This is a genomic window from Streptomyces sp. NPDC034037 (genome assembly GCF_055575715.1).
The window spans coordinates 91,399-109,366 of record NZ_JBVISC010000013.1; the positions used below are offsets into that span (position 1 = coordinate 91,399).

Here is a 17,968-nt window from a genome sequence, read left to right on the forward strand (position 1 = left end):
GCGCGAAGAATCGGACCGGAGGGCCTGGGCGAAGGAGATGTTTATCGTCAGGCAGACGACTATGATCGCGGCATGCCCCCCTACGACCCGTCGGCCTTCCCGCCCTTCGCCGTCACCGTCGACCTGGTCGTGCTGACCGTGCGCCGCGACGCCCTCTGCGCGCTGGCCGTGCGGCGCGGTGAGCAGCCGTTCCAGGGGCGTTGGGCGCTCCCCGGAGGATTCGTACGTCCCGACGAGGACCTCTCGGCCGCGGCGGCGCGCGAACTCGTCGAGGAGACGGGTCTGTGCGCCCACGACCCCCAGGCTCCGGCGCAGGCCAACGGAGCGCACCTGGAACAGCTCGCCACCTACGGCGACCCCGAGCGGGATCCGCGGATGCGGGTGGTGAGCGTCGCGCATCTCGCGCTCGCTCCCGACCTGCCCGCTCCCCGGGCGGGCGGCGACGCGCACAGCGCACGCTGGGCGCCGGTGGAGTCCCTGCTCGGCGAAGCGGCGTTCGGGCGTGACGGCGAGCCGGCCGCGCCGCTCGCCTTCGATCACACACAGATCCTCGCGGACGGCGTGGAGCGCGCCCGTTCCAAAATCGAATACTCGTCACTGGCCACGGCCTTCTGCCCACCGGAGTTCACCGTCGGAGAGCTGCGACGCGTGTACGAGGCGGTCTGGGGCGTCGTCCTCGACCCGCGCAACTTCCACCGCAAGGTGACCGGCACCCCCGGTTTCCTCGTGCCCACGGGCGGCACCACCACCCGGCAGGGCGGTCGCCCCGCCCAGCTCTTCCGCGCGGGAGGGGCGACGCTCCTCAACCCGCCGATGCTGCGCCCCGAAGTCTGAGCACCACAGGTCGTCCCCTTCCTGCGCCGTGCGGCGCCCGGAGGACACCAGCGGCCCACCTCCTGCCCGAAAAGCGGGAAATATCGCGTTATCTTGCTGGAGTACCCACGGGGTTCGCCCGTCCCTGAACCGGCGGACGGTCCCGGCCGTCGAGCGGTCGCACATCCTGCGAGAGAAGCGATGATCCAGGCCATCGGACTGACCAGCAACCCCCGCCAGGAGCTCCCGCCCGCCGTCGACGACGTGTCCTTCGAGGCGCGCACCGGCCGTGTCACGGCGCTGCTCGGCGCTAAGGACGCCGGCAAGACCACGGCGCTGCGGCTGATGCTCGAACTCCAACAGGGCCGGGGCGTCACGTACTTCAGAGGCCGCCCCCTGCACCGCATCGCCCATCCGTCGCGTGAGGTGGGCGTCCTCCTGGGCGATGTCCCCGGGCACCCGGCCCGCACGGTCCGCGGACATCTGCGCATGCTGTGTGCCGCCGCCGGTGTGCCCGTCCAGCGCGCCGACGACGTCCTGGAGGCCGTGGGGCTCGTCAGCCTCCGGGACCAGCGCCTCGGCACCCTCTCGCGCGGCATGGACCGCCGCCTCGGGCTGGCCTGCGCCCTGCTGGCCGACCCGCACACGCTCGTCCTGGACGGGCCGACCGACGGGCTCTCGCACCGGGAGGGGGCCTGGCTGCACGAGATCCTGCGCGCGCACACGAGCCAGGGCGGCACGGTCCTGTTCACCACGGACGACCCCAAGGAAGCGGCACGGACCGCCGACCGCGTCGTCACGCTGGAGGCGGGGCGGCTCGTCGCGGACCAGGACGCCGCGGACTTCGCCCGGACCAGGCTGCGGCCCCGGGTCGCCGTCCTGAGCCCCTACGCGGCCCGTCTCGGCGCGCTCCTCGCCAAGGAGGCCCGCGCGCGGCAGCGTTCCATCGAGGCGGTCAGCGAGGGCGGCAACCGGCTCTCCGTCTACGGCAGCAACTGCGCCGAGGTGGGGGAGACCGCCTACCGGCACGGCATCCTCATCCATCAACTCGCCGACGAGGTCGGTGCCGCCGGGCCCACACGGCCGCCCGGGACCGGGGAGCGACCGGAGCCGCCGAGACCTCGGCCGATCACCCTCCTCGAAGGCGAGGCCACCCTTGACGCGCCCCCTGAAGTCCGAGCAGAAGGGCACCACCCCCCGGCGCCGAGCCCGCCGGGGGCAGACGACACGGGCCTGCTCGCGAGCGACGAGGGAACGCGCGCCGACGCCACCTCACCTGCCCCCGCCACTGCTGCCTCACCCGCCTCTCCTGCTTCCGCTGCCGCCCCCGCCTCACTCGCCACCCAGGCATCCGTCTCGTCCCTGCCGCCGCCCATCACCGTGCGCCCGGGCCGCAGCCCCCTCCGTCCGCTGCGGTACGAGCTGCGGCGCCTCACCGGCGTGGGGACCGGTTACCTCACGCTGGCCGCCGTTCTTGCCGCCTCCGCCCTGATCTGCGTCTTCCTTGCGCGGGCCGGGCACACCCCCCAGCCCCGCCTGCTCGCCGCGTGGCCCGAGGATTTGCCGCTGCCCCCCGCGGCCCTGGGGGCCGGACTGCTCGGCGCTCTGGCCTTCGGGGACGAGTTCCGGCACCCCGCCCTCGCCGCCGACCGCGGCACCGTCCCGCGCCGACTGGGGCTCCTCGTCGCCAAACTGGTCGTCGCCGCCGCCACCGCGCTGCTGATGGGCGCACTCACGGCCGGTACCGACGCCGCGCTGCTTCACCTCGTATACGGAGAGGAGCTCGCCGGAGTTCCCGCCGACTGGGTTCCCTTGGCGGCGAGTTGGGCGGCCCTGGTGACAGGGTGCGCCTGGGCGGGCGTGCTGGCCGCCGGCGTGTTCCGGTCCACGACGGCGGGGCTTGCCGCGGTGCTGGCGGTGCCGATCATCGTCGTACCTCTCGTACAAAAGGCCGTTGAGGGTCCTGCTGTGCGATCTGCGGCCGGGCTGTCTGGGCGGTTGAGGAACCTCGTGCTGATGCAGTGGCCGTTCGGGGGGGAGCGATTTGTGGCGGGCGGGGTCCGCGTCATCGCACAACCTGTGGGTGGTGCGCTGACGTTGTCGCTGACCGCTCTGCTCTGCGCTTATGTGCTCACGGCGGTGCGCGGCAGGGTCCGCTGAGGGCGGTCCGGCGCCTTCCGTTTCGACGCTGTGCGCAACTCCTCGGGCGACGCTCATTTCTTTCCGATAAGGCGTCAATTGCGGCGGGGTAAGCGATCACCCTTTCGTGTGCTTTTCACCAAAGACCTCAAGGGAGTTGGAGGCCACGCCGACAACTGATCCGTGAGTACCCTTGCGCACACCCTGATGACCACCGCCCGCTCCGCCGACTCCGGTCTCGCCGGCCCGGGCGACCTCGACCGCTATCCCTTCGCCGAGCCCTCCGGCGGCGGCGACCGCGTGGTCGCCCCCGCATGGGACGGCGCCGACCACGACCTGGGGCGCGTGAGCCGGCGCGCGTCCGGAAGCCGGGGCCGCGGGCTCCATGGCCAACTCGTCCAACAGCTGGGCCAGATGATCGTCTCCGGCGACCTGGGCGCCGACCGCCCGCTCGTCCCCGAGGAGATCGGCCAGCGCTTCGAGGTCTCCCGCACCGTCGTGCGCGAGTCGCTCCGCGTCCTGGAGGCGAAAGGTCTCGTCAGCGCCCGGCCCAACGTCGGCACGCGCGTGCGTCCCGTCAGCGACTGGAACCTGCTCGATCCGGACATCATCGAGTGGCGGGCCTTCGGGCCGCAGCGGGACGATCAGCGGCGCGAGCTCGGCGAGCTGCGCTGGATGATCGAGCCGCTCGCCGCCCGCCTCGCCGCGGGGCACGGCCGCGAGGAGATGCAGCAGCGACTCGCCGACATGGTCGAGATCATGGGCCACGCGTTGACGCAGGGTGACTCGCTCACCTTCTCGCGCGCCGACGCGGAGTTCCACTCGCTGCTCATCCAGGTCGCCGGCAACCGCATGCTGGAGCACCTCTCCGGCATCGTCTCGGCCGCCCTCCAGGTCTCCGGTGGCCCGGTCACCGGCTGTGACCGCCCTACCGAGAGCTCCCTCGTGCACCACTCGCGCGTGGTCGACGCCCTCGCGGCGGGCGACGGCGCGGGAGCCGAGGCCGCCATGCGGCAGCTGCTCACCGTCCACCCGGAGGTGGAGCGCGTCGTGCCCGCTCCCCGCGAACACTGACCGCGCCCCCGCCGCCCGCGGTGCGCGCGCCTCGCGGCAGCCGTCCCGTCGCTCCCGCGCCCTCGACGGCACCGCCGCCACACCGGACGTCGCCGGACCTCCACGGGCTCCCAGTGAGCCCGGCGGGGTCCGGCGGCGCGATTGTGAGGGTTGCTTCAGGGGGCAACGGGGGATCATTCGTGCATGCGTGTAGGTCGCTTCTGGCCGTATCTGGATACTTTTGAGTACATATGGGGTGTGACTCGGGCCACGTAGATTGGGCGTAACGCTCGAAGGAACAGCGCGATGACCTAAGAGGTGATAGCCGAGGAGGGAATACAGCGGTCGTTCGCGACGCTGTGTGACTTTCCGGCCCCCGCCCGCGCCGTCGGCCCGAATCCCCAGCCGCCGGTCGTCGGCTCCGGTCCACAGTGGACGGGGCCGGAAGCCGTTTTCCAACGTTCCGAGAGGTTGTTCGTGTCGGCCAGCACATCCCGTACGCTCCCGCCGGAGATCGCCGAATCCGTCTCTGTCATGGCGCTCATCGAGCGGGGAAAGGCTGATGGGCAGATCGCCGGCGATGACGTGCGTCGTGCCTTCGAAGCTGACCAGATTCCGGCCACTCAGTGGAAGAACGTTCTGCGCAGCCTCAACCAGATCCTCGAGGAAGAGGGTGTGACGCTGATGGTCAGTGCCGCGGAGCCCAAGCGCCCCCGCAAGAGCGTCGCAGCGAAGAGCCCGGCCAAGCGCACCGCGACCAGGACGGTCGCGGCCAAGACCACCACGGTCAAGCCCACCGCGACCGCCGCCGCCACCGGCGCGCCGACCGCGGACGGCACCACCGAGGACGCGCCCGCGAAGAAGGTCGCCGCCAAGAAGACGACGGCCAAGAAGGCCGTCGCGAAGAAGACCGTCGCCAAGAAGGCGACGGCCAAGAAGGCCACCTCCAAGAAGGACGCCGACGAGCTCCTGGACGAAGAGGCCACTGACGAGGCACCCGCCGCCGGCAAGCCCGGCGAGGGCGAGCCGGCCGAGGAAGGCGCCCAGGGCTTCGTACTCTCCGACGAGGACGAGGACGACGCGCCGGCCCAGCAGGTCGCCGCGGCCGGCGCCACCGCCGACCCCGTCAAGGACTACCTGAAGCAGATCGGCAAGGTCCCCCTGCTCAACGCCGAGCAGGAGGTCGAGCTCGCCAAGCGCATCGAGGCCGGCCTGTTCGCCGAGGACAAGCTCGCCAACGCCGACAAGCTCGCGCCGAAGCTCAAGCGCGAGCTGGAGATCATCGCCGAGGACGGCCGCCGCGCCAAGAACCACCTCCTGGAGGCCAACCTCCGTCTGGTGGTCTCCCTGGCCAAGCGCTATACCGGCCGCGGCATGCTCTTCCTGGACCTCATCCAGGAGGGCAACCTCGGTCTGATCCGCGCGGTCGAGAAGTTCGACTACACCAAGGGCTACAAGTTCTCCACGTACGCCACCTGGTGGATCCGTCAGGCGATCACCCGCGCCATGGCCGACCAGGCCCGCACCATCCGTATCCCGGTGCACATGGTCGAGGTCATCAACAAGCTGGCCCGCGTCCAGCGCCAGATGCTCCAGGACCTGGGCCGCGAGCCCACCCCGGAGGAGCTGGCCAAGGAACTCGACATGACCCCGGAGAAGGTCATCGAGGTCCAGAAGTACGGCCGTGAGCCGATCTCCCTCCACACCCCTCTGGGTGAGGACGGCGACAGCGAGTTCGGTGACCTCATCGAGGACTCCGAAGCGGTCGTGCCGGCCGACGCGGTCAGCTTCACGCTCCTCCAGGAGCAGCTCCACTCGGTCCTGGACACGCTGTCCGAGCGTGAGGCGGGTGTGGTCTCCATGCGCTTCGGTCTCACCGACGGCCAGCCCAAGACCCTCGACGAGATCGGCAAGGTCTACGGCGTGACGCGTGAGCGCATCCGCCAGATCGAGTCGAAGACGATGTCGAAGCTGCGTCACCCGTCGCGCTCGCAGGTCCTGCGCGACTACCTCGACTAGGCCGCGACAGCCGTCAGAGCGTTACCGAAAGGCCCGAAGTCCTCAGCGCGAGGCTTCGGGCCTTTCGCGTCCATGAGCTGTGGACCGGTCGCGCGCGGGTGCGCCGCCTGCGCCGCTGGATGACGCTGGGTGGGCGTTCGCAGCCCAGAGTGAGGAGATCGCATGCGTCGTTCCTTCGCCCGATCGTGGAGAGGGCCGCTGGCTCTGGCGGCCGCTGCCGCCGCCCTGCCGCTGGCCGTCCCGCCCCCCGCGAGAGCCGACAGCGTCATCATCGGGGGCAGCCCGGTGCAGGTGTCCGAGAGCCCGTGGGTGGTGGCCCTCTCCAGCCGTGACCGGTTCGGGGGTACCCGCTCGGGCCAGTTCTGTGGTGCTGTGGTGACGGGTCCCTCGACGGTCCTGACGGCCGCCCACTGCATGAGCAAGGACGTACTCGGTACGCCGCTCCACGGCATCTCGGACCTGAAGGTCATCGCCGGCCGCTCGGACCTGCGGACCTCGGAGGGCACGGAGACCCCGGTCCGGGAGGTCCGCGTCAACCCGGAGTACGACGCCTACACCAACTCGGGTGACTTCGCGGTGCTGACCCTCTCCGCGCCGCTCCCGGAGAAGTACGTGATCCCCGTGGCGGGGCAGGGCGACCCCGCGTACGAGGCGGGGACGGAGGCGACCGTGTACGGCTGGGGGGACACCACGGGCGCGGGTCAGTACGCCTCCACGCTCCACGCGGCCGGGGTGCGGGTGCTGCCCGACACCGTGTGCAAAGAGGCGTACCCGGGCAGTGCCGACGGCAAGTACGAGGCCACCACCATGCTGTGCGCCGGGGAGCTGGACGGTCGGCGCGACGCCTGCCAGGGGGACAGCGGTGGGCCGCTGGTCGCCAAGGGGCGGCTCATCGGGCTGGTGTCGTGGGGGAGCGGCTGCGGGCGCGCCGGGAGCCCCGGTGTCTACACGCGGATCTCGAACGCGGTCAAAGTGATCGGGGCAGGCCGCACCTGAGGCGTGGAGTCCCTGGGAGCGGGCCGGCGGCGGTGGGCTGCCCACCGGCCGGTCCCGGGCCGAGGAGGGCCCTTGTAGCCCCGTATGGGGGCGCGGAGACGAGAGCGGGCGGCCACCCCTGCTGGTTGACAGGGGTGGCCGCCCGTACGCCGGCCTGTTCGCCGGAGCTGCTCGTCGTGGTGCGAGGTGTCAGCGTTCCTCTTCGGGGTCGCTCTCCGGAGCGGCGGTCAGACGCTCCGTCTCGTCCTGTATCTCAGCGGCGATCTTCTTGAGTTCCGGCTCGAACTTGCGGCCATGGTGGGCGCAGAAGAGCAGTTCGCCGCCGCTCAGCAGGACGACGCGCAGGTAAGCCTGGGCGCCGCAGCGGTCGCAGCGATCAGCGGCCGTCAGGGGGCTCGCGGGGGTCAGAACAGTAGTCACGTCGCCTCTTCTCTAGCTCGACGAGCTGTCGTACCAGGGTCAACATCCAACCAGGCCGAAAACGTTCCCGCTCGCGGCTTTTCCTCGAAATTTATTTTGAGGAGGCTGTCCGTTGCCGGTTGGCGGCGAATGTGCCGTATTGCGTCTCTTACGTGTCTTACGGTTTCGCGCTGTCTGTCAGGTCGGTGTCCTCCGGCTGGCTTGCCGGTTGTTCATGAGGACGTGCCCGGAGCCTAAATGGTTCATGCCTCGAAGGGAACGTGACGTGCGCTTCACTCCATCGAGGGATCGAACACGCATGCGAGCGTCAGCTAGTCTGCGTGGGGACGCGGGTGGCGTGACAACGGCTCTACCAGGCCTCGGTACCCTCTGACGGGCAACCGAAGCCGCGTCCTTACCCCAAAGGACCCCCCTTGAAATTCAGCGAGGAGCGAACCGCGTGACCGCCGAGACGTCCGTGCCGTCCACAGCGTTGCTGACCGGAGCAGACCGGGACGGTTCCAACTACACCGCGCGGCACCTGCTCGTCCTGGAGGGGCTCGAGGCCGTCCGCAAGCGTCCTGGCATGTACATCGGGTCCACGGACAGCCGCGGCCTGATGCACTGCCTCTGGGAGATCATCGACAACTCCGTCGACGAGGCCCTGGGTGGCTACTGCGACCACATCGAGGTCATCCTCCACGACGACGCCTCCGTGGAGGTCCGGGACAACGGCCGCGGCATCCCGGTGGATGTCGAGCCCAAGACCGGCCTCTCCGGCATCGAGGTCGTCATGACCAAGCTGCACGCCGGCGGCAAGTTCGGCGGGGGCTCCTATGCCGCCTCCGGCGGCCTGCACGGCGTGGGCGCCTCCGTGGTCAACGCGCTCTCCGCCCGCCTCGACGTCGAGGTGGACCGCGCCGGGCACACGTACGCGCTCAGCTTCCGGCGCGGTGTCCCCGGCTCCTTCGCCAAATCCGGGCCCGAGGCGCCCTTCGAGCCGTCGTCGAAGCTCAAGAAGTCCAGGAAGACGCCCAAGGCGGGCACCGGCACGCGCGTGCGTTACTGGGCCGACCGGCAGATCTTCCTCAAGGACGCCAAGCTGTCGCTGGAGAACCTCCACCAGCGCGCCCGCCAGACGGCCTTCCTGGTTCCGGGCCTCACGATCGTCGTACGGGACGAGTTCGGCCTCGGCGAGGGCGGTTCGAAGGGCGAGGAGTCCTTCCGCTTCGACGGCGGCATCAGCGAGTTCTGTGAGTACCTCGCCCAGGACAAGGCGGTCTGCGACGTCCTGCGCTTCTCCGGACAGGGCACCTTCAAGGAGACCGTGCCGGTCCTGGACGACCACGGCCAGATGACCCCCACCGAGGTCACCCGCGAGCTCGCCGTGGACGTGGCCCTGCGCTGGGGCACCGGGTACGACACGACCGTCAGGTCCTTCGTCAACATCATCGCCACCCCCAAGGGCGGCACCCACGTGACCGGCTTCGAGCGCTCCCTCACCAAGACGATGAACGAGGCCATGCGCAGCCAGAAGGTGCTGCGGGTCGCCGAGGACGACATCGTCAAGGACGACGCCCTGGAGGGCCTCACGGCGGTCGTCACGGTCCGTCTGGCGGAGCCGCAGTTCGAAGGCCAGACGAAGGAGGTCCTCGGCACCTCCGCGGCCAACCGCATCGTCGCCAATGTCATCGCCAAGGAACTGAAGGCCTTCCTGACGTCCACCAAGCGGGACGCCAAGGCCCAGGCCCGTGCCGTGATGGAGAAGGCCGTCGCCGCGGCCCGCACCCGCATCGCGGCGCGCCAGCACAAGGACGCCCAGCGTCGGAAGACCGCCCTGGAGTCCTCGTCGCTGCCCGCGAAGCTCGCGGACTGCCGCAGTGACGACGTGGAGCGCAGCGAGCTCTTCATCGTGGAGGGCGACTCCGCGCTCGGCACCGCCAAGCTCGCCCGGAACTCCGAGTTCCAGGCGCTGCTGCCGATCCGCGGCAAGATTCTCAACGTTCAGAAGGCGTCCGTGACGGACATGCTGAAGAACGCCGAGTGCGGCGCGATCATCCAGGTCATAGGAGCCGGGTCCGGCCGGACCTTCGACATCGACGCGGCGCGCTACGGAAAGATCATCCTGCTCGTCGACGCCGATGTGGACGGCGCGCACATCCGGATCCTGCTGCTGACGCTGTTCCAGCGCTACATGCGGCCCATGGTCGAGGCGGGACGGGTCTTCGCCGCGGTGCCGCCCCTGCACCGCATCGAGCTCAGCCAGCCCAAGAAGGGCCAGGACAAGTACGTCTACACGTACTCGGACCGCGAGCTGCGGGAGACCCTGCTGGAGCTGCAGCGCAAGAACGTGCGCTACAAGGACTCGATCCAGCGGTACAAGGGTCTCGGCGAGATGGACGCCGACCAGCTGGCGGAGACGACGATGGACCCCCGGTACCGCACGCTGCGCCGGATCAACATCTCCGACCTCGAATCCTCCGAGCAGGTCTTCGATCTGCTGATGGGCAACGACGTCGCGCCGCGCAAGGAGTTCATCACCAGCTCCGCGGCGACGCTGGACCGGTCGCGTATCGACGCCTGACGGCCGCGCGCGGTGCGGCCCGCGGTGCGGGGCCGTGCCGGCTCGACCGGGTCGCGGGAGCTGTGTGCTCCGCCCATGCGCCACGGAGCCGGGTGTCCACCCACGGGTGGAGCACCCGGCTCCACCCGTGATCCACCTCTGATCCACCCCTGCTCCGATCTCTCGGCCAGGCGATTTCCGTAGCGTCGAAGGCATCGATCCTGCTCACGTCCCTCGGATCGGCCCTTCCTTCCCCTCGCACGGAGGCAGCCATGTCAGCTCTCACCGACGCAGCTCGGCGCCCGGCGCCCGGCGTACGGTATGGCGGACGCGGCGTACGAGCCGATGGGGAAGGACCCCGTGTGAGCTGGGACCGGTGGACGAGATGGCCTTCCCGAGAGGCGTTGACCTGGGCGGGCATGAGCCTTGCCAGGCTGTGGTTCGCCCGGATCGTGCGCGTGGTGGTCCTCGGCATCCTGATGTGGGACGCCTTCCATGAGAACCGCGGCTGGCACCTGGCGGCCGGTCTGGCCGTGGTGGCGGCGGTCTCCTGCGCGGGGTGGGCGTTCTTCCGTGTCTCGTTCGACCACCGGGTGTGGCCTTCCCTGGGGCTGATGGCGCTGCTCATAGGCGCTGCGCTTGCCGCCGATCTTGGCGGCTGGCGCGTGCCGGCCCTGGTGCTGTGGTGCGGCACGGCCGTCTCCGCGATGGAGCGGCTGCCGCTCGTCGCGGGCGCACCGTGCGTCTTGGCGGCGATGACCGGGTACGCCGTGTACACCGACGACGGCTGGCTCGTCACGGTGCTCACCATCATCGGGCTCGTGCTCGCCGGGTACACCTTGCGGCTGGACGCCGAGGCACGGGGCAACAACCACCGGCTGCTGGTCCAGGAGCGGGCCGCGCGGGCCGCGGAGGCGGAGTCGGCCGCGCTCGCCGAACGGGGCCGCATCGCCCGCGAGATCCATGACGTGCTCGCCCACAGCCTCTCCGCGCAACTCGTGCACCTGGAGGCGGCCCGACTGCTGATCGAAGGCGATGCGACCAAGCAGCAGATCCTGGACCGGGTCGTGGCGGCGCGCTCCATGGCCAGGGAAGGACTCGCCGAGACCAGACAGGCGCTGTCCGCGCTGCGCGGGGAGATGACCCCGGTCGAGGACTTCCTGCGCGAACTGGTCACGGCCGACCACGCCTCGGTCGCTGTCACCGGGGAGCCGCGCCCCCTGCCCGCCGAGGCGTCGCAGGCGGTCCGCAGAGTGGCGCAGGAAGCCCTGACGAACGTCCGCAAGCATGCGCCCGGGGCGAAGATCCAGGTGCGCCTGGAGTACGGGAAGCGCGAAGTGCTGCTGGACGTGCGGGATTCGGGCGGGCGGTCGCCGGGGGAACTCGCCGCTTCCGGCGCCGGGTACGGTCTGCTCGGGATGCGTGAGCGGGCTGAGCTGCTGGGCGGGTCCTTGGAGGCTGGGCCGGGCGAGGAGGGCTTCGTGGTGACGCTGAAGGTGCCGACATGACGTGGAACGAAGGCGCCGCAAGAACCACCGGCGAGCGGGGCGAAGGGCCGGAAGTGGCGCGAGCGGCGGAGGGCAGACCACCCGCGCGGGTGATCGTGGTCGACGATCAGACCGTCGTACGCGAGGGAATCGTGATGCTGCTCGGGCTGCTGCCCGGCATCGAGGTCATCGGCTCCGCCGGCGACGGCGAGGAAGCCGTACGCCTGGTCGGCGAACTCTCCCCGGACGTGGTGCTCATGGACCTGCGCATGCCTCGCTGCGACGGGGCGGAGGCCACCCGGCGTATCCGCGCCCGGTATCCGGGGACCCAAGTGGTCGTGCTCACCACCTACGCCGACGACGACTCGCTGTTCCCGGCGCTCAAGGCGGGTGCCCGCGGCTATCTCACCAAGGACGCCGGCGGGGAGGAGATCGTGCGGGCGGTCGAGAGCGTCCTCTCGGGTGACGCCGGGCTCTCCCCACGGATCCAACGGCGGCTTCTGGAGCGGCTGTCGGAGCCGGAACCCGTGGGCGCCGGGGAGCCGCCCGACGACCTGACCGCGCGGGAGACGGAGGTGCTCGTCCTGATCGCCGAGGGCATGTCGAACCACGAGATCGCCCGCGCGCTGCACGTCTCCACGGCGACGGTGAAGACACACATCAACAACCTCTTCGCGAAGGCCGGCCTCAAGGACCGTGCCCAGGCCGTCCGCTACGCCTATGACCACGGGCTCGTCACGCCACCGGGGCGTGCTCGTACCTGACGAAGCTTCACCTGATGGGGTGAAGAGCACCGGGAGAAGTGTCTCGGAACCACACGATCTGCCCATCCTTGGGCACGCGGCCGAACAGCGCTGCGGACAAGGAGAGTTCGGTGGAGATGCGCGACGGGCCCGATGTCGAGCAGGGCCGGATCGTCCCGGACCGGCGCAGGGCCGGTGATCCGAAAGACCCCTGGCACGACTCGCCCGCCTCCGGGTGGGGCGAGCCGGACGGTACGGGCGCGTCGGCAGCCGTGGTGGCGCCGAGGGGTGCCGCCGGGCAGCGGAGTGCGAGCGAGAGCGCTGCCGACATCTACCTGGAGGTCCAACGCAGCGATGCCTTCCAGGAGGTACGCAGCCGATATCGGAGGTTCGTCTTCCCGACGGTCGCCCTCTTCTTCACCTGGTACGTGGCGTACGTCGTGACCGCGACGGCGGCGCCCGGGCTGATGGCGCACCCCGTCGTGGGGGCGGTGAATGTGGGGCTGCTGGCCGGTCTCGGACAGTTCGGCACAACGTTCCTGCTGACCTGGGCGTACGCCCGGCACGCACGGCTGCGCAGGGACCGCGCGGCGCTCGATCTGCGGTGGTCCGTCTTCGAGCAGGAGCGGGAGCAGGGCCGCGAGGTGGAGCGGCGGCGGGAGCGCGGCGTGGTGCCCGAGCAGGGAGGCGAGCGATGACCGGCGATCACCAGACACTCGCCCTGCTGCTGTTCGGTGCCTTCGTGGCCGTCACGCTGGCGATCACGACGTGGGCGAGCCGTGACCGGCACGGTACGGCTGAGGAGTTCTATGTCGGCGGGCGGCTCTTCTCCCCGATGGAGAACGGTTTCGCCATCGCCGGTGACTACATGTCGGCCGCCTCCTTCCTCGGTATCGCGGGACTGATCGCGCTCTTCGGGTACGACGGGCTGCTCTACTCGGTCGGCTTCCTGGTCGCATGGCTCGTCGTGCTGTTCCTGGTGGCCGAACTGGTCCGCAATTGCGGCCGGTTCACGCTCGCGGACGTCGTCGCCTCGCGGATGAGGGAGCGGCCGGTGCGGATCGCGGCGGGAACTTCCTCGGTGACCGTCTCCGTTCTCTATCTGGTGGCGCAGATGGTGGGGGCGGGCTCGCTGGTCGCGCTCCTGCTCGGCGGGACGAGCGGCGCGGCGCAGACCTGGACGGTGGTCGGCGTCGGCGCGCTCATGGTGATCTACGTGTCGTTGGGAGGGATGCGGGCCACCACCTGGATCCAGATCGTGAAGGCGGTCCTGCTGATGGGGGGCACGGTCGCGCTGACCGTGCTCGTCCTGGCGCGCTTCCACGGCGACTTCGGCCAGCTCCTGAGCACCGCAGCCGAGCGCAGCGGCCACGGAGAGCGGTTCCTGGCGCCCGGGCTGAAGTACGGCGGTGACTGGACCGCGCGGCTCGACTTCATCAGCCTCGGGCTCGCGCTCGTGCTCGGCACCGCGGGGCTGCCGCACATCCTGTCGCGTTTCTACACCGTGCCGACCGCACGGGCCGCGCGTCGGTCGGTCGTCTGGTCCATCGGCCTCATCGGCGGCTTCTACCTGATGACGATCGTGCTCGGCTTCGGGGCGGCCGCGCTCGTGGGCCCGGAGGCGGTGCGCGGTTCGAACGCCGCGGGGAACACGGCGGTTCCGCTGCTCGCGCTCGACCTGGGCGGCGGCGAGGGCTCCACGGGCGGCACGGTTCTGTTCGCGATCGTCGCCGCCGTCGCCTTCGCAACGATCCTGGCCGTGGTCGCCGGGGTCACCCTCGCGTCCTCCGCGTCGGTGGCGCACGACCTGTACGCCTCCTTGCGGCGGCCCGGCGCCGAGCCGCACAGTGAGGTGACCGTCGCGCGCGTCGCCGCGGCGGGAATCGGCGTGGTCGCGATCGGCCTCGGGTTGCTGGCCCGCGATCTCAACGTCGCGTTCCTGGTCGGCCTCGCCTTCGCGGTCGCCGCGTCCGCCAATCTGCCCGTGCTGCTCTACTCGCTGTTCTGGCGGAACTTCACCACGCGCGGGGCGGTGTGGTCGGTGTACGGGGGGCTGCTGCCCGCGCTGGCGCTGGTGGTGCTCTCGCCGGTGGTCTCCGGAGGGCCGCATTCCCTCTTCCCCGGGGTGGACTTCCAGTACTTCCCGCTGGAGAACCCGGGGCTCGTCTCCATCCCGCTGGGCTTCCTCGCGGGCTGGTTCGGCACGGTGACCTCGCGGGAGCCCGCGGACGAGGCCAAACACGCGGAGACGGAGGTGCGGTCGCTGACCGGCGCGGGAGCGGCGTGACGAGACCCTTCGGGGCGTCCCTCACGCCGTCCTAGGCGCCGGGCGACCACGCGTAACGATGCTCCGGGCGGCCCGTGTCGCCGTACCTGAGGCTGAGCCTGACCCGGCCCGTGCGCTCCAGGAGTTTCAGATAGCGCTGCGCCGTTTGCCGGCTCAACCGGGTCCGGTCGGCCAACTCCTGCGCGGAGAGCGGGCCTTCCGCCGCCATCAGCGCCCGGCGCACCAGCTCCGCGGTGGTGGGGGAGTGGCCCTTGGGCAGTTCCGTCGCCGGGGTCGCGGAGAGCGCGCCGAAGATCCGGTCGACCTCGGCCTGCTCGGCCTCACCCCCGCCGTCCCAGGTGCGGCGCAGCGTCGCATACGCGTCCAGCTTGGCGCGCAACCCCGCGTAGGAGAACGGCTTGACCAGGTACTGGAGTGCTCCGTGCCGCATTGCTGCCTGCACGGTGGCGACATCGCGGGCGGCGGTCACCATGATCACGTCGGTCTGGTGCCCGCGCTCACGCAACGTACGTACGACCGACAGACCCGTCCCGTCGGGCAGATAGTGGTCCAGCAGCACCAGATCGACGGGGGCGACATCGATGAGCCGCAGCGCCTCGGTGGCGCTGTGGGCCTTGGCCGCCACCCGGAAGCCGGGGATCTTCGCCACGTAAGCGGCGTTGACGTCCGCGACCCGGACATCGTCGTCCACGACGAGGACATCGATCACCGTGTCGTCTCCGTGCCCTCGATCAATGTTGACTCCTCCGTGGCGGCGAGCGCGGGTTCCGTGAGTGCTTCGGGCAGGATCACGGTGAACTCCGCGCCTCCATCGGGCGCTTCGTAGACCCGGGCGCTGCCGCCCTGCCGTTCGGCGAGCCTGCGCACCAGGGGGAGGCCGATTCCCCGCTTGCCGTGCGCCGGCGGCTCCTTAGTGGTCCAGCCCTCCGTGAAGATCGTCTCTCGCAGCTCGGCGGGCACTCCGGGGCCGGTGTCGCGCACCCGGAGGACGAGGGAGCGGCCTTCGGCGCGGGCGGCGACCTCCACGCGCGCGTGGGGGCTGCCCGCGCCCGCGGCGGCGTCGACCGCGTTGTCCACGAGATTCCCGACGATCGTGACGAGCCCGCCCGGGTCGATGAGCCGGTCGGGCAGCGCCGTGTCCCGGGGCACGGAGAGCGCGACCCCTCGTTCGGCGGCCACGGTCGCCTTGCCGACCAGTAGGGCCGCGAGCAGCGGATCGCGGATCTTCTCCGTGATCTGCTCGGCGGTCACGCGGTGGGCGCCGGCCACCTCGCCGACGAACTCGGCGGCCTCCTCGTACATCTCCAGTTCGAGCAGGCCGAGGAGGGTGTGCATGCGGTTGGCGTGTTCGTGGTCCTGGGCGCGCAGGGCGTCGATGAGGCCGCGGGTGGAGTCGAGTTCGCGGCCGAGCTGCTCCAGTTCCGTGCGGTCCCGCAGGGTGGCGACGGCGCCGCCGTCGTCGGTGGGCATGCGGTTGGCGAGCAGAACGCGCCGGCCGCGCACGGTCAGCAGGTCGGTGCCGGTGACGCGGCCGGCGAGTACGTCCGTCGTACGCCCTGGGCCGAGTGCGTCGTCGAGCGGCCGGCCGAGGGCCTCGGCACCGAGGCCCAGGAGGCGTTCCGCTTCGTCGTTGAGCAGCCGGATCCTGCCGCTCCGGTCCAGGGCGACGACCCCTTCGCGGATGCCGTGCAGCATCGCCTCACGCTCCGCGAGGAGCGCGGAGATGTCGGAGAAGGCCAGGTCGCGGGTCTGACGCTGCACCCTGCGCGAGATCACATACGCGGCGAGCGCGCCGACGGCGAGTGCCCCGCCCGCGTAGGCGAGCAGTCCGGGAATGGAGTGGATCAGGCGGGCCCGCACGCTGTCGTACGCGATGCCGACGGACACCGCGCCGACGATGACGCCCTCGGCGTCGCGCAGCGGCACCTTCCCGCGGGCCGAGCGGCCCAGGGTGCCGTTGTCGATCTCCATGACGTCGTGGCCGGCGAGGGCGTCGCTCGGGTCGGTGGAGACGACCTCGCCGATCTGGGTCCGGTCGGGGTGGGACCAGCGCACCCCGTCCTTGTTCATGATCACGACGTACTCGGCGCCGCTGGCCCGGCGGATCCGGTCGGCCTCACGTTGGACGGGCCCCGCGCCCGTGGGCGGCGAGGATCTCAGCTCCTCGGCGAGCCGTGGATGGGCGGCCGTCGTCTGGGCGATGGCCAGAGCGCGGCGCATCGCCTGGTCGTCCAGCTGGTCGCCGAGAGGGGCGAGGAAGAGCCCGGTGGCCAGTACGGCGACCCCGGCGGCGATCGCCAGCTGCATCAGCAGGACCTGCGAGAACACGCGTCGCGGCAGACCGAGACGGAGGCGTCGCGCGGACGGGGCGGGGCTCATGTGTACGAACGGTACGGCCGGTGGCGGGCTACGCCGAAGCCACTGTGGCAGGGATCTCGTCAACCACCGTGGTCCGGATCCGGCCACTCTCTGAGCGGCGGATCTCCGCGAGGCGGATCCCGACGGCCGCCGCGCGGTGCGTCCCCCGAGTCACTCCGGCGTGAACCCCGTAAGGGGACGTACCGCCACCACGTCCATCCGCGCCGGGGTCTTGAGAGCCGCGCCGCAGCTCTCCGGGCGGGGCGGCTGTGCGGGGCCCTGGGCCACGGTCACTTGCCACCGGCGTCCATCCCCGTGCGCCACGGTCACCTCCCAGCGCGGGGCGGCGCCGTCGGTCCCGGCGACGGTCAGGGCCCCTGCGGCGTCCTCGCCCGTCGATGCGCGTACGGCCAGTTCGGCTGCTTGCCCGGGCCGCTCCCAGGCGGAATTGCCTCGGCAGCCCTCGGTGACCACACGCTGCGCGCGGACCGCTTCGAGGATCTCCTTGACGGCGGGTGCCCCGATCCGGCCGTACGCGTAGCCGTACGGCAGCACCAGCAGCGTGGGGGAGAAGCGGTGGCCACCCAGATGAGTGATCTCCCACACTCCCTCTTCACCGGTGGCGGCCAGCTCGGCGGCGAGGGGCCGGCCTAGCAGGGCACAGCAGCGGTCCCGTTTGCCGTTGGTGCAGACGAGGGCCAGAGGGGCGCCCGTGTGCGGGGTGCCGAAGCCGCCGTGGTCCCCCGCGCCGAGAGCCGCGAAATCGAGGTCGAGCAGTTCCCTGGGGTCCTCCGTCACCCGGGAGCGCAGCCAGGTGCGGCCCGGGACGGTGTGCGCCACGTACACCTGCTGCCGCGTCGGCGTGTGGCAGTCCGCGTGGCGCTCGGGGCGGCGGATCAGGGCGATCCGCACGCCGGTGCCTTCGGCGGCCTTCTCCAGGGCGCGGCCGACCTCGGGGTCGAGACGGCTGGACGTCAGCGCCTTGGCGCCCCAGGGCCCCGGCTGTTCCACCAGGAGCCAGGTCCTGGCGGTGGCCGCGGTTCCCGCGAGGGGCTCGTCCAGGTCCCGCGAGGCGGTCGCGCACGTACTCACGCAGGCGAGCCTAACTTGC

The 17,968-nt window shown here is 71.1% G+C and carries 14 protein-coding genes; 10 read left to right on the forward strand and 4 right to left on the reverse strand.

Annotated features, from left to right (window positions below; translation table 11 throughout):
- The first annotated feature begins 72 nt into the window (after window positions 1–72).
- The 5 genes from ACZ516_RS32165 to ACZ516_RS32185 all read left to right on the forward strand — a co-directional run bounded on the left by ACZ516_RS32165 (window position 73) and on the right by ACZ516_RS32185 (window position 7,020).
- Window positions 73–834, forward strand: coding sequence for an NUDIX hydrolase (locus ACZ516_RS32165; RefSeq protein ID WP_358912357.1), 762 nt, complete (start codon window positions 73–75; stop codon window positions 832–834).
- Window positions 835–1,014: 180 nt separating this feature from the next.
- Window positions 1,015–2,973, forward strand: coding sequence for an ABC transporter ATP-binding protein (locus ACZ516_RS32170; protein ID WP_469013132.1), 1,959 nt, complete (start codon window positions 1,015–1,017; stop codon window positions 2,971–2,973).
- A 162-nt stretch (window positions 2,974–3,135) separates the two neighbouring features.
- Window positions 3,136–4,026: a FadR/GntR family transcriptional regulator gene (locus ACZ516_RS32175; RefSeq protein WP_361076569.1), complete on the forward strand. Its 891-nt coding sequence runs from the start codon at window positions 3,136–3,138 to the stop codon at window positions 4,024–4,026.
- 450 nt (window positions 4,027–4,476) lie between these two features.
- Window positions 4,477–6,024: an RNA polymerase sigma factor gene (locus tag ACZ516_RS32180; RefSeq protein WP_358581525.1), complete on the forward strand. Its 1,548-nt coding sequence runs from the start codon at window positions 4,477–4,479 to the stop codon at window positions 6,022–6,024.
- Window positions 6,025–6,186: 162 nt separating this feature from the next.
- The gene (locus tag ACZ516_RS32185; protein WP_358581523.1) at window positions 6,187–7,020 is read left to right on the forward strand and encodes a S1 family peptidase; all 834 of its coding nucleotides are present in this window, start codon (window positions 6,187–6,189) and stop codon (window positions 7,018–7,020) included.
- Between the two features lie 189 nt (window positions 7,021–7,209).
- Here the strand turns inward: ACZ516_RS32185 and ACZ516_RS32190 are convergent, their stop codons facing one another.
- Window positions 7,210–7,440, reverse strand: a complete 231-nt coding sequence (locus ACZ516_RS32190) for a DUF7455 domain-containing protein (protein ID WP_358581520.1) — start codon at window positions 7,438–7,440, stop codon at window positions 7,210–7,212.
- A gap of 439 nt (window positions 7,441–7,879) precedes the next feature.
- Between ACZ516_RS32190 and ACZ516_RS32195 the strand changes: the two genes are divergently transcribed.
- The 5 genes from ACZ516_RS32195 to ACZ516_RS32215 all read left to right on the forward strand — a co-directional run bounded on the left by ACZ516_RS32195 (window position 7,880) and on the right by ACZ516_RS32215 (window position 14,499).
- Window positions 7,880–10,003 carry a DNA gyrase/topoisomerase IV subunit B gene (locus ACZ516_RS32195; protein ID WP_358581518.1) on the forward strand — a complete coding sequence of 708 codons (2,124 nt, stop codon included), beginning with the start codon at window positions 7,880–7,882 and terminating at the stop codon, window positions 10,001–10,003.
- 341 nt (window positions 10,004–10,344) lie between these two features.
- Entirely contained in the window at window positions 10,345–11,490 is a 1,146-nt protein-coding gene (locus ACZ516_RS32200; protein ID WP_469013135.1) for a sensor histidine kinase, read from the forward strand.
- Window positions 11,487–12,233, forward strand: coding sequence for a response regulator transcription factor (locus tag ACZ516_RS32205; RefSeq protein ID WP_469013137.1), 747 nt, complete (start codon window positions 11,487–11,489; stop codon window positions 12,231–12,233). The genes ACZ516_RS32200 and ACZ516_RS32205 overlap by 4 nt, the downstream gene beginning before the upstream one ends.
- A 116-nt stretch (window positions 12,234–12,349) precedes the next feature.
- On the forward strand, window positions 12,350–12,910 hold the full coding sequence (locus ACZ516_RS32210) for a DUF485 domain-containing protein (protein ID WP_361077308.1): 561 nt from the start codon (window positions 12,350–12,352) through the stop codon (window positions 12,908–12,910).
- Entirely contained in the window at window positions 12,907–14,499 is a 1,593-nt protein-coding gene (locus tag ACZ516_RS32215; RefSeq protein WP_469013139.1) for a solute symporter family protein, read from the forward strand. Before ACZ516_RS32210 ends, ACZ516_RS32215 begins: the two co-directional genes overlap by 4 nt.
- Before the next feature lie 31 nt (window positions 14,500–14,530).
- On the opposite strand, the gene ACZ516_RS32220 is transcribed toward ACZ516_RS32215, so the two are convergent.
- The 3 genes from ACZ516_RS32220 to ACZ516_RS32230 all read right to left on the reverse strand — a co-directional run bounded on the left by ACZ516_RS32220 (window position 14,531) and on the right by ACZ516_RS32230 (window position 17,949).
- Window positions 14,531–15,208 carry a response regulator gene (locus tag ACZ516_RS32220; RefSeq protein WP_361076583.1) on the reverse strand — a complete coding sequence of 226 codons (678 nt, stop codon included), beginning with the start codon at window positions 15,206–15,208 and terminating at the stop codon, window positions 14,531–14,533.
- Complete coding sequence (locus ACZ516_RS32225) at window positions 15,205–16,878, reverse strand: sensor histidine kinase (protein WP_469013141.1); 1,674 nt, start codon at window positions 16,876–16,878, stop codon at window positions 15,205–15,207. Before ACZ516_RS32225 ends, ACZ516_RS32220 begins: the two co-directional genes overlap by 4 nt.
- Window positions 16,879–17,028: 150 nt before the next feature.
- Entirely contained in the window at window positions 17,029–17,949 is a 921-nt protein-coding gene (locus ACZ516_RS32230; RefSeq protein ID WP_469013144.1) for a sucrase ferredoxin, read from the reverse strand.
- Window positions 17,950–17,968 lie beyond the last annotated feature (19 nt).

Bases quoted from the DNA above. Each gene is read 5' to 3' on its own strand.
- ACZ516_RS32215 (WP_469013139.1), top strand. From the start codon at position 12,907: ATGACCGGCGATCACCAGACACTCGCCCTGCTGCTGTTCGGTGCCTTC.
- ACZ516_RS32205 (WP_469013137.1), top strand. From the start codon at position 11,487: ATGACGTGGAACGAAGGCGCCGCAAGAACCACCGGCGAGCGGGGCGAA.
- ACZ516_RS32185 (WP_358581523.1), top strand. From the start codon at position 6,187: ATGCGTCGTTCCTTCGCCCGATCGTGGAGAGGGCCGCTGGCTCTGGCG.
- ACZ516_RS32165 (WP_358912357.1), top strand. From the start codon at position 73: ATGCCCCCCTACGACCCGTCGGCCTTCCCGCCCTTCGCCGTCACCGTC.
- ACZ516_RS32170 (WP_469013132.1), top strand. From the start codon at position 1,015: ATGATCCAGGCCATCGGACTGACCAGCAACCCCCGCCAGGAGCTCCCG.
- ACZ516_RS32210 (WP_361077308.1), top strand. From the start codon at position 12,350: ATGCGCGACGGGCCCGATGTCGAGCAGGGCCGGATCGTCCCGGACCGG.
- ACZ516_RS32225 (WP_469013141.1), bottom strand. From the start codon at position 16,878: ATGAGCCCCGCCCCGTCCGCGCGACGCCTCCGTCTCGGTCTGCCGCGA.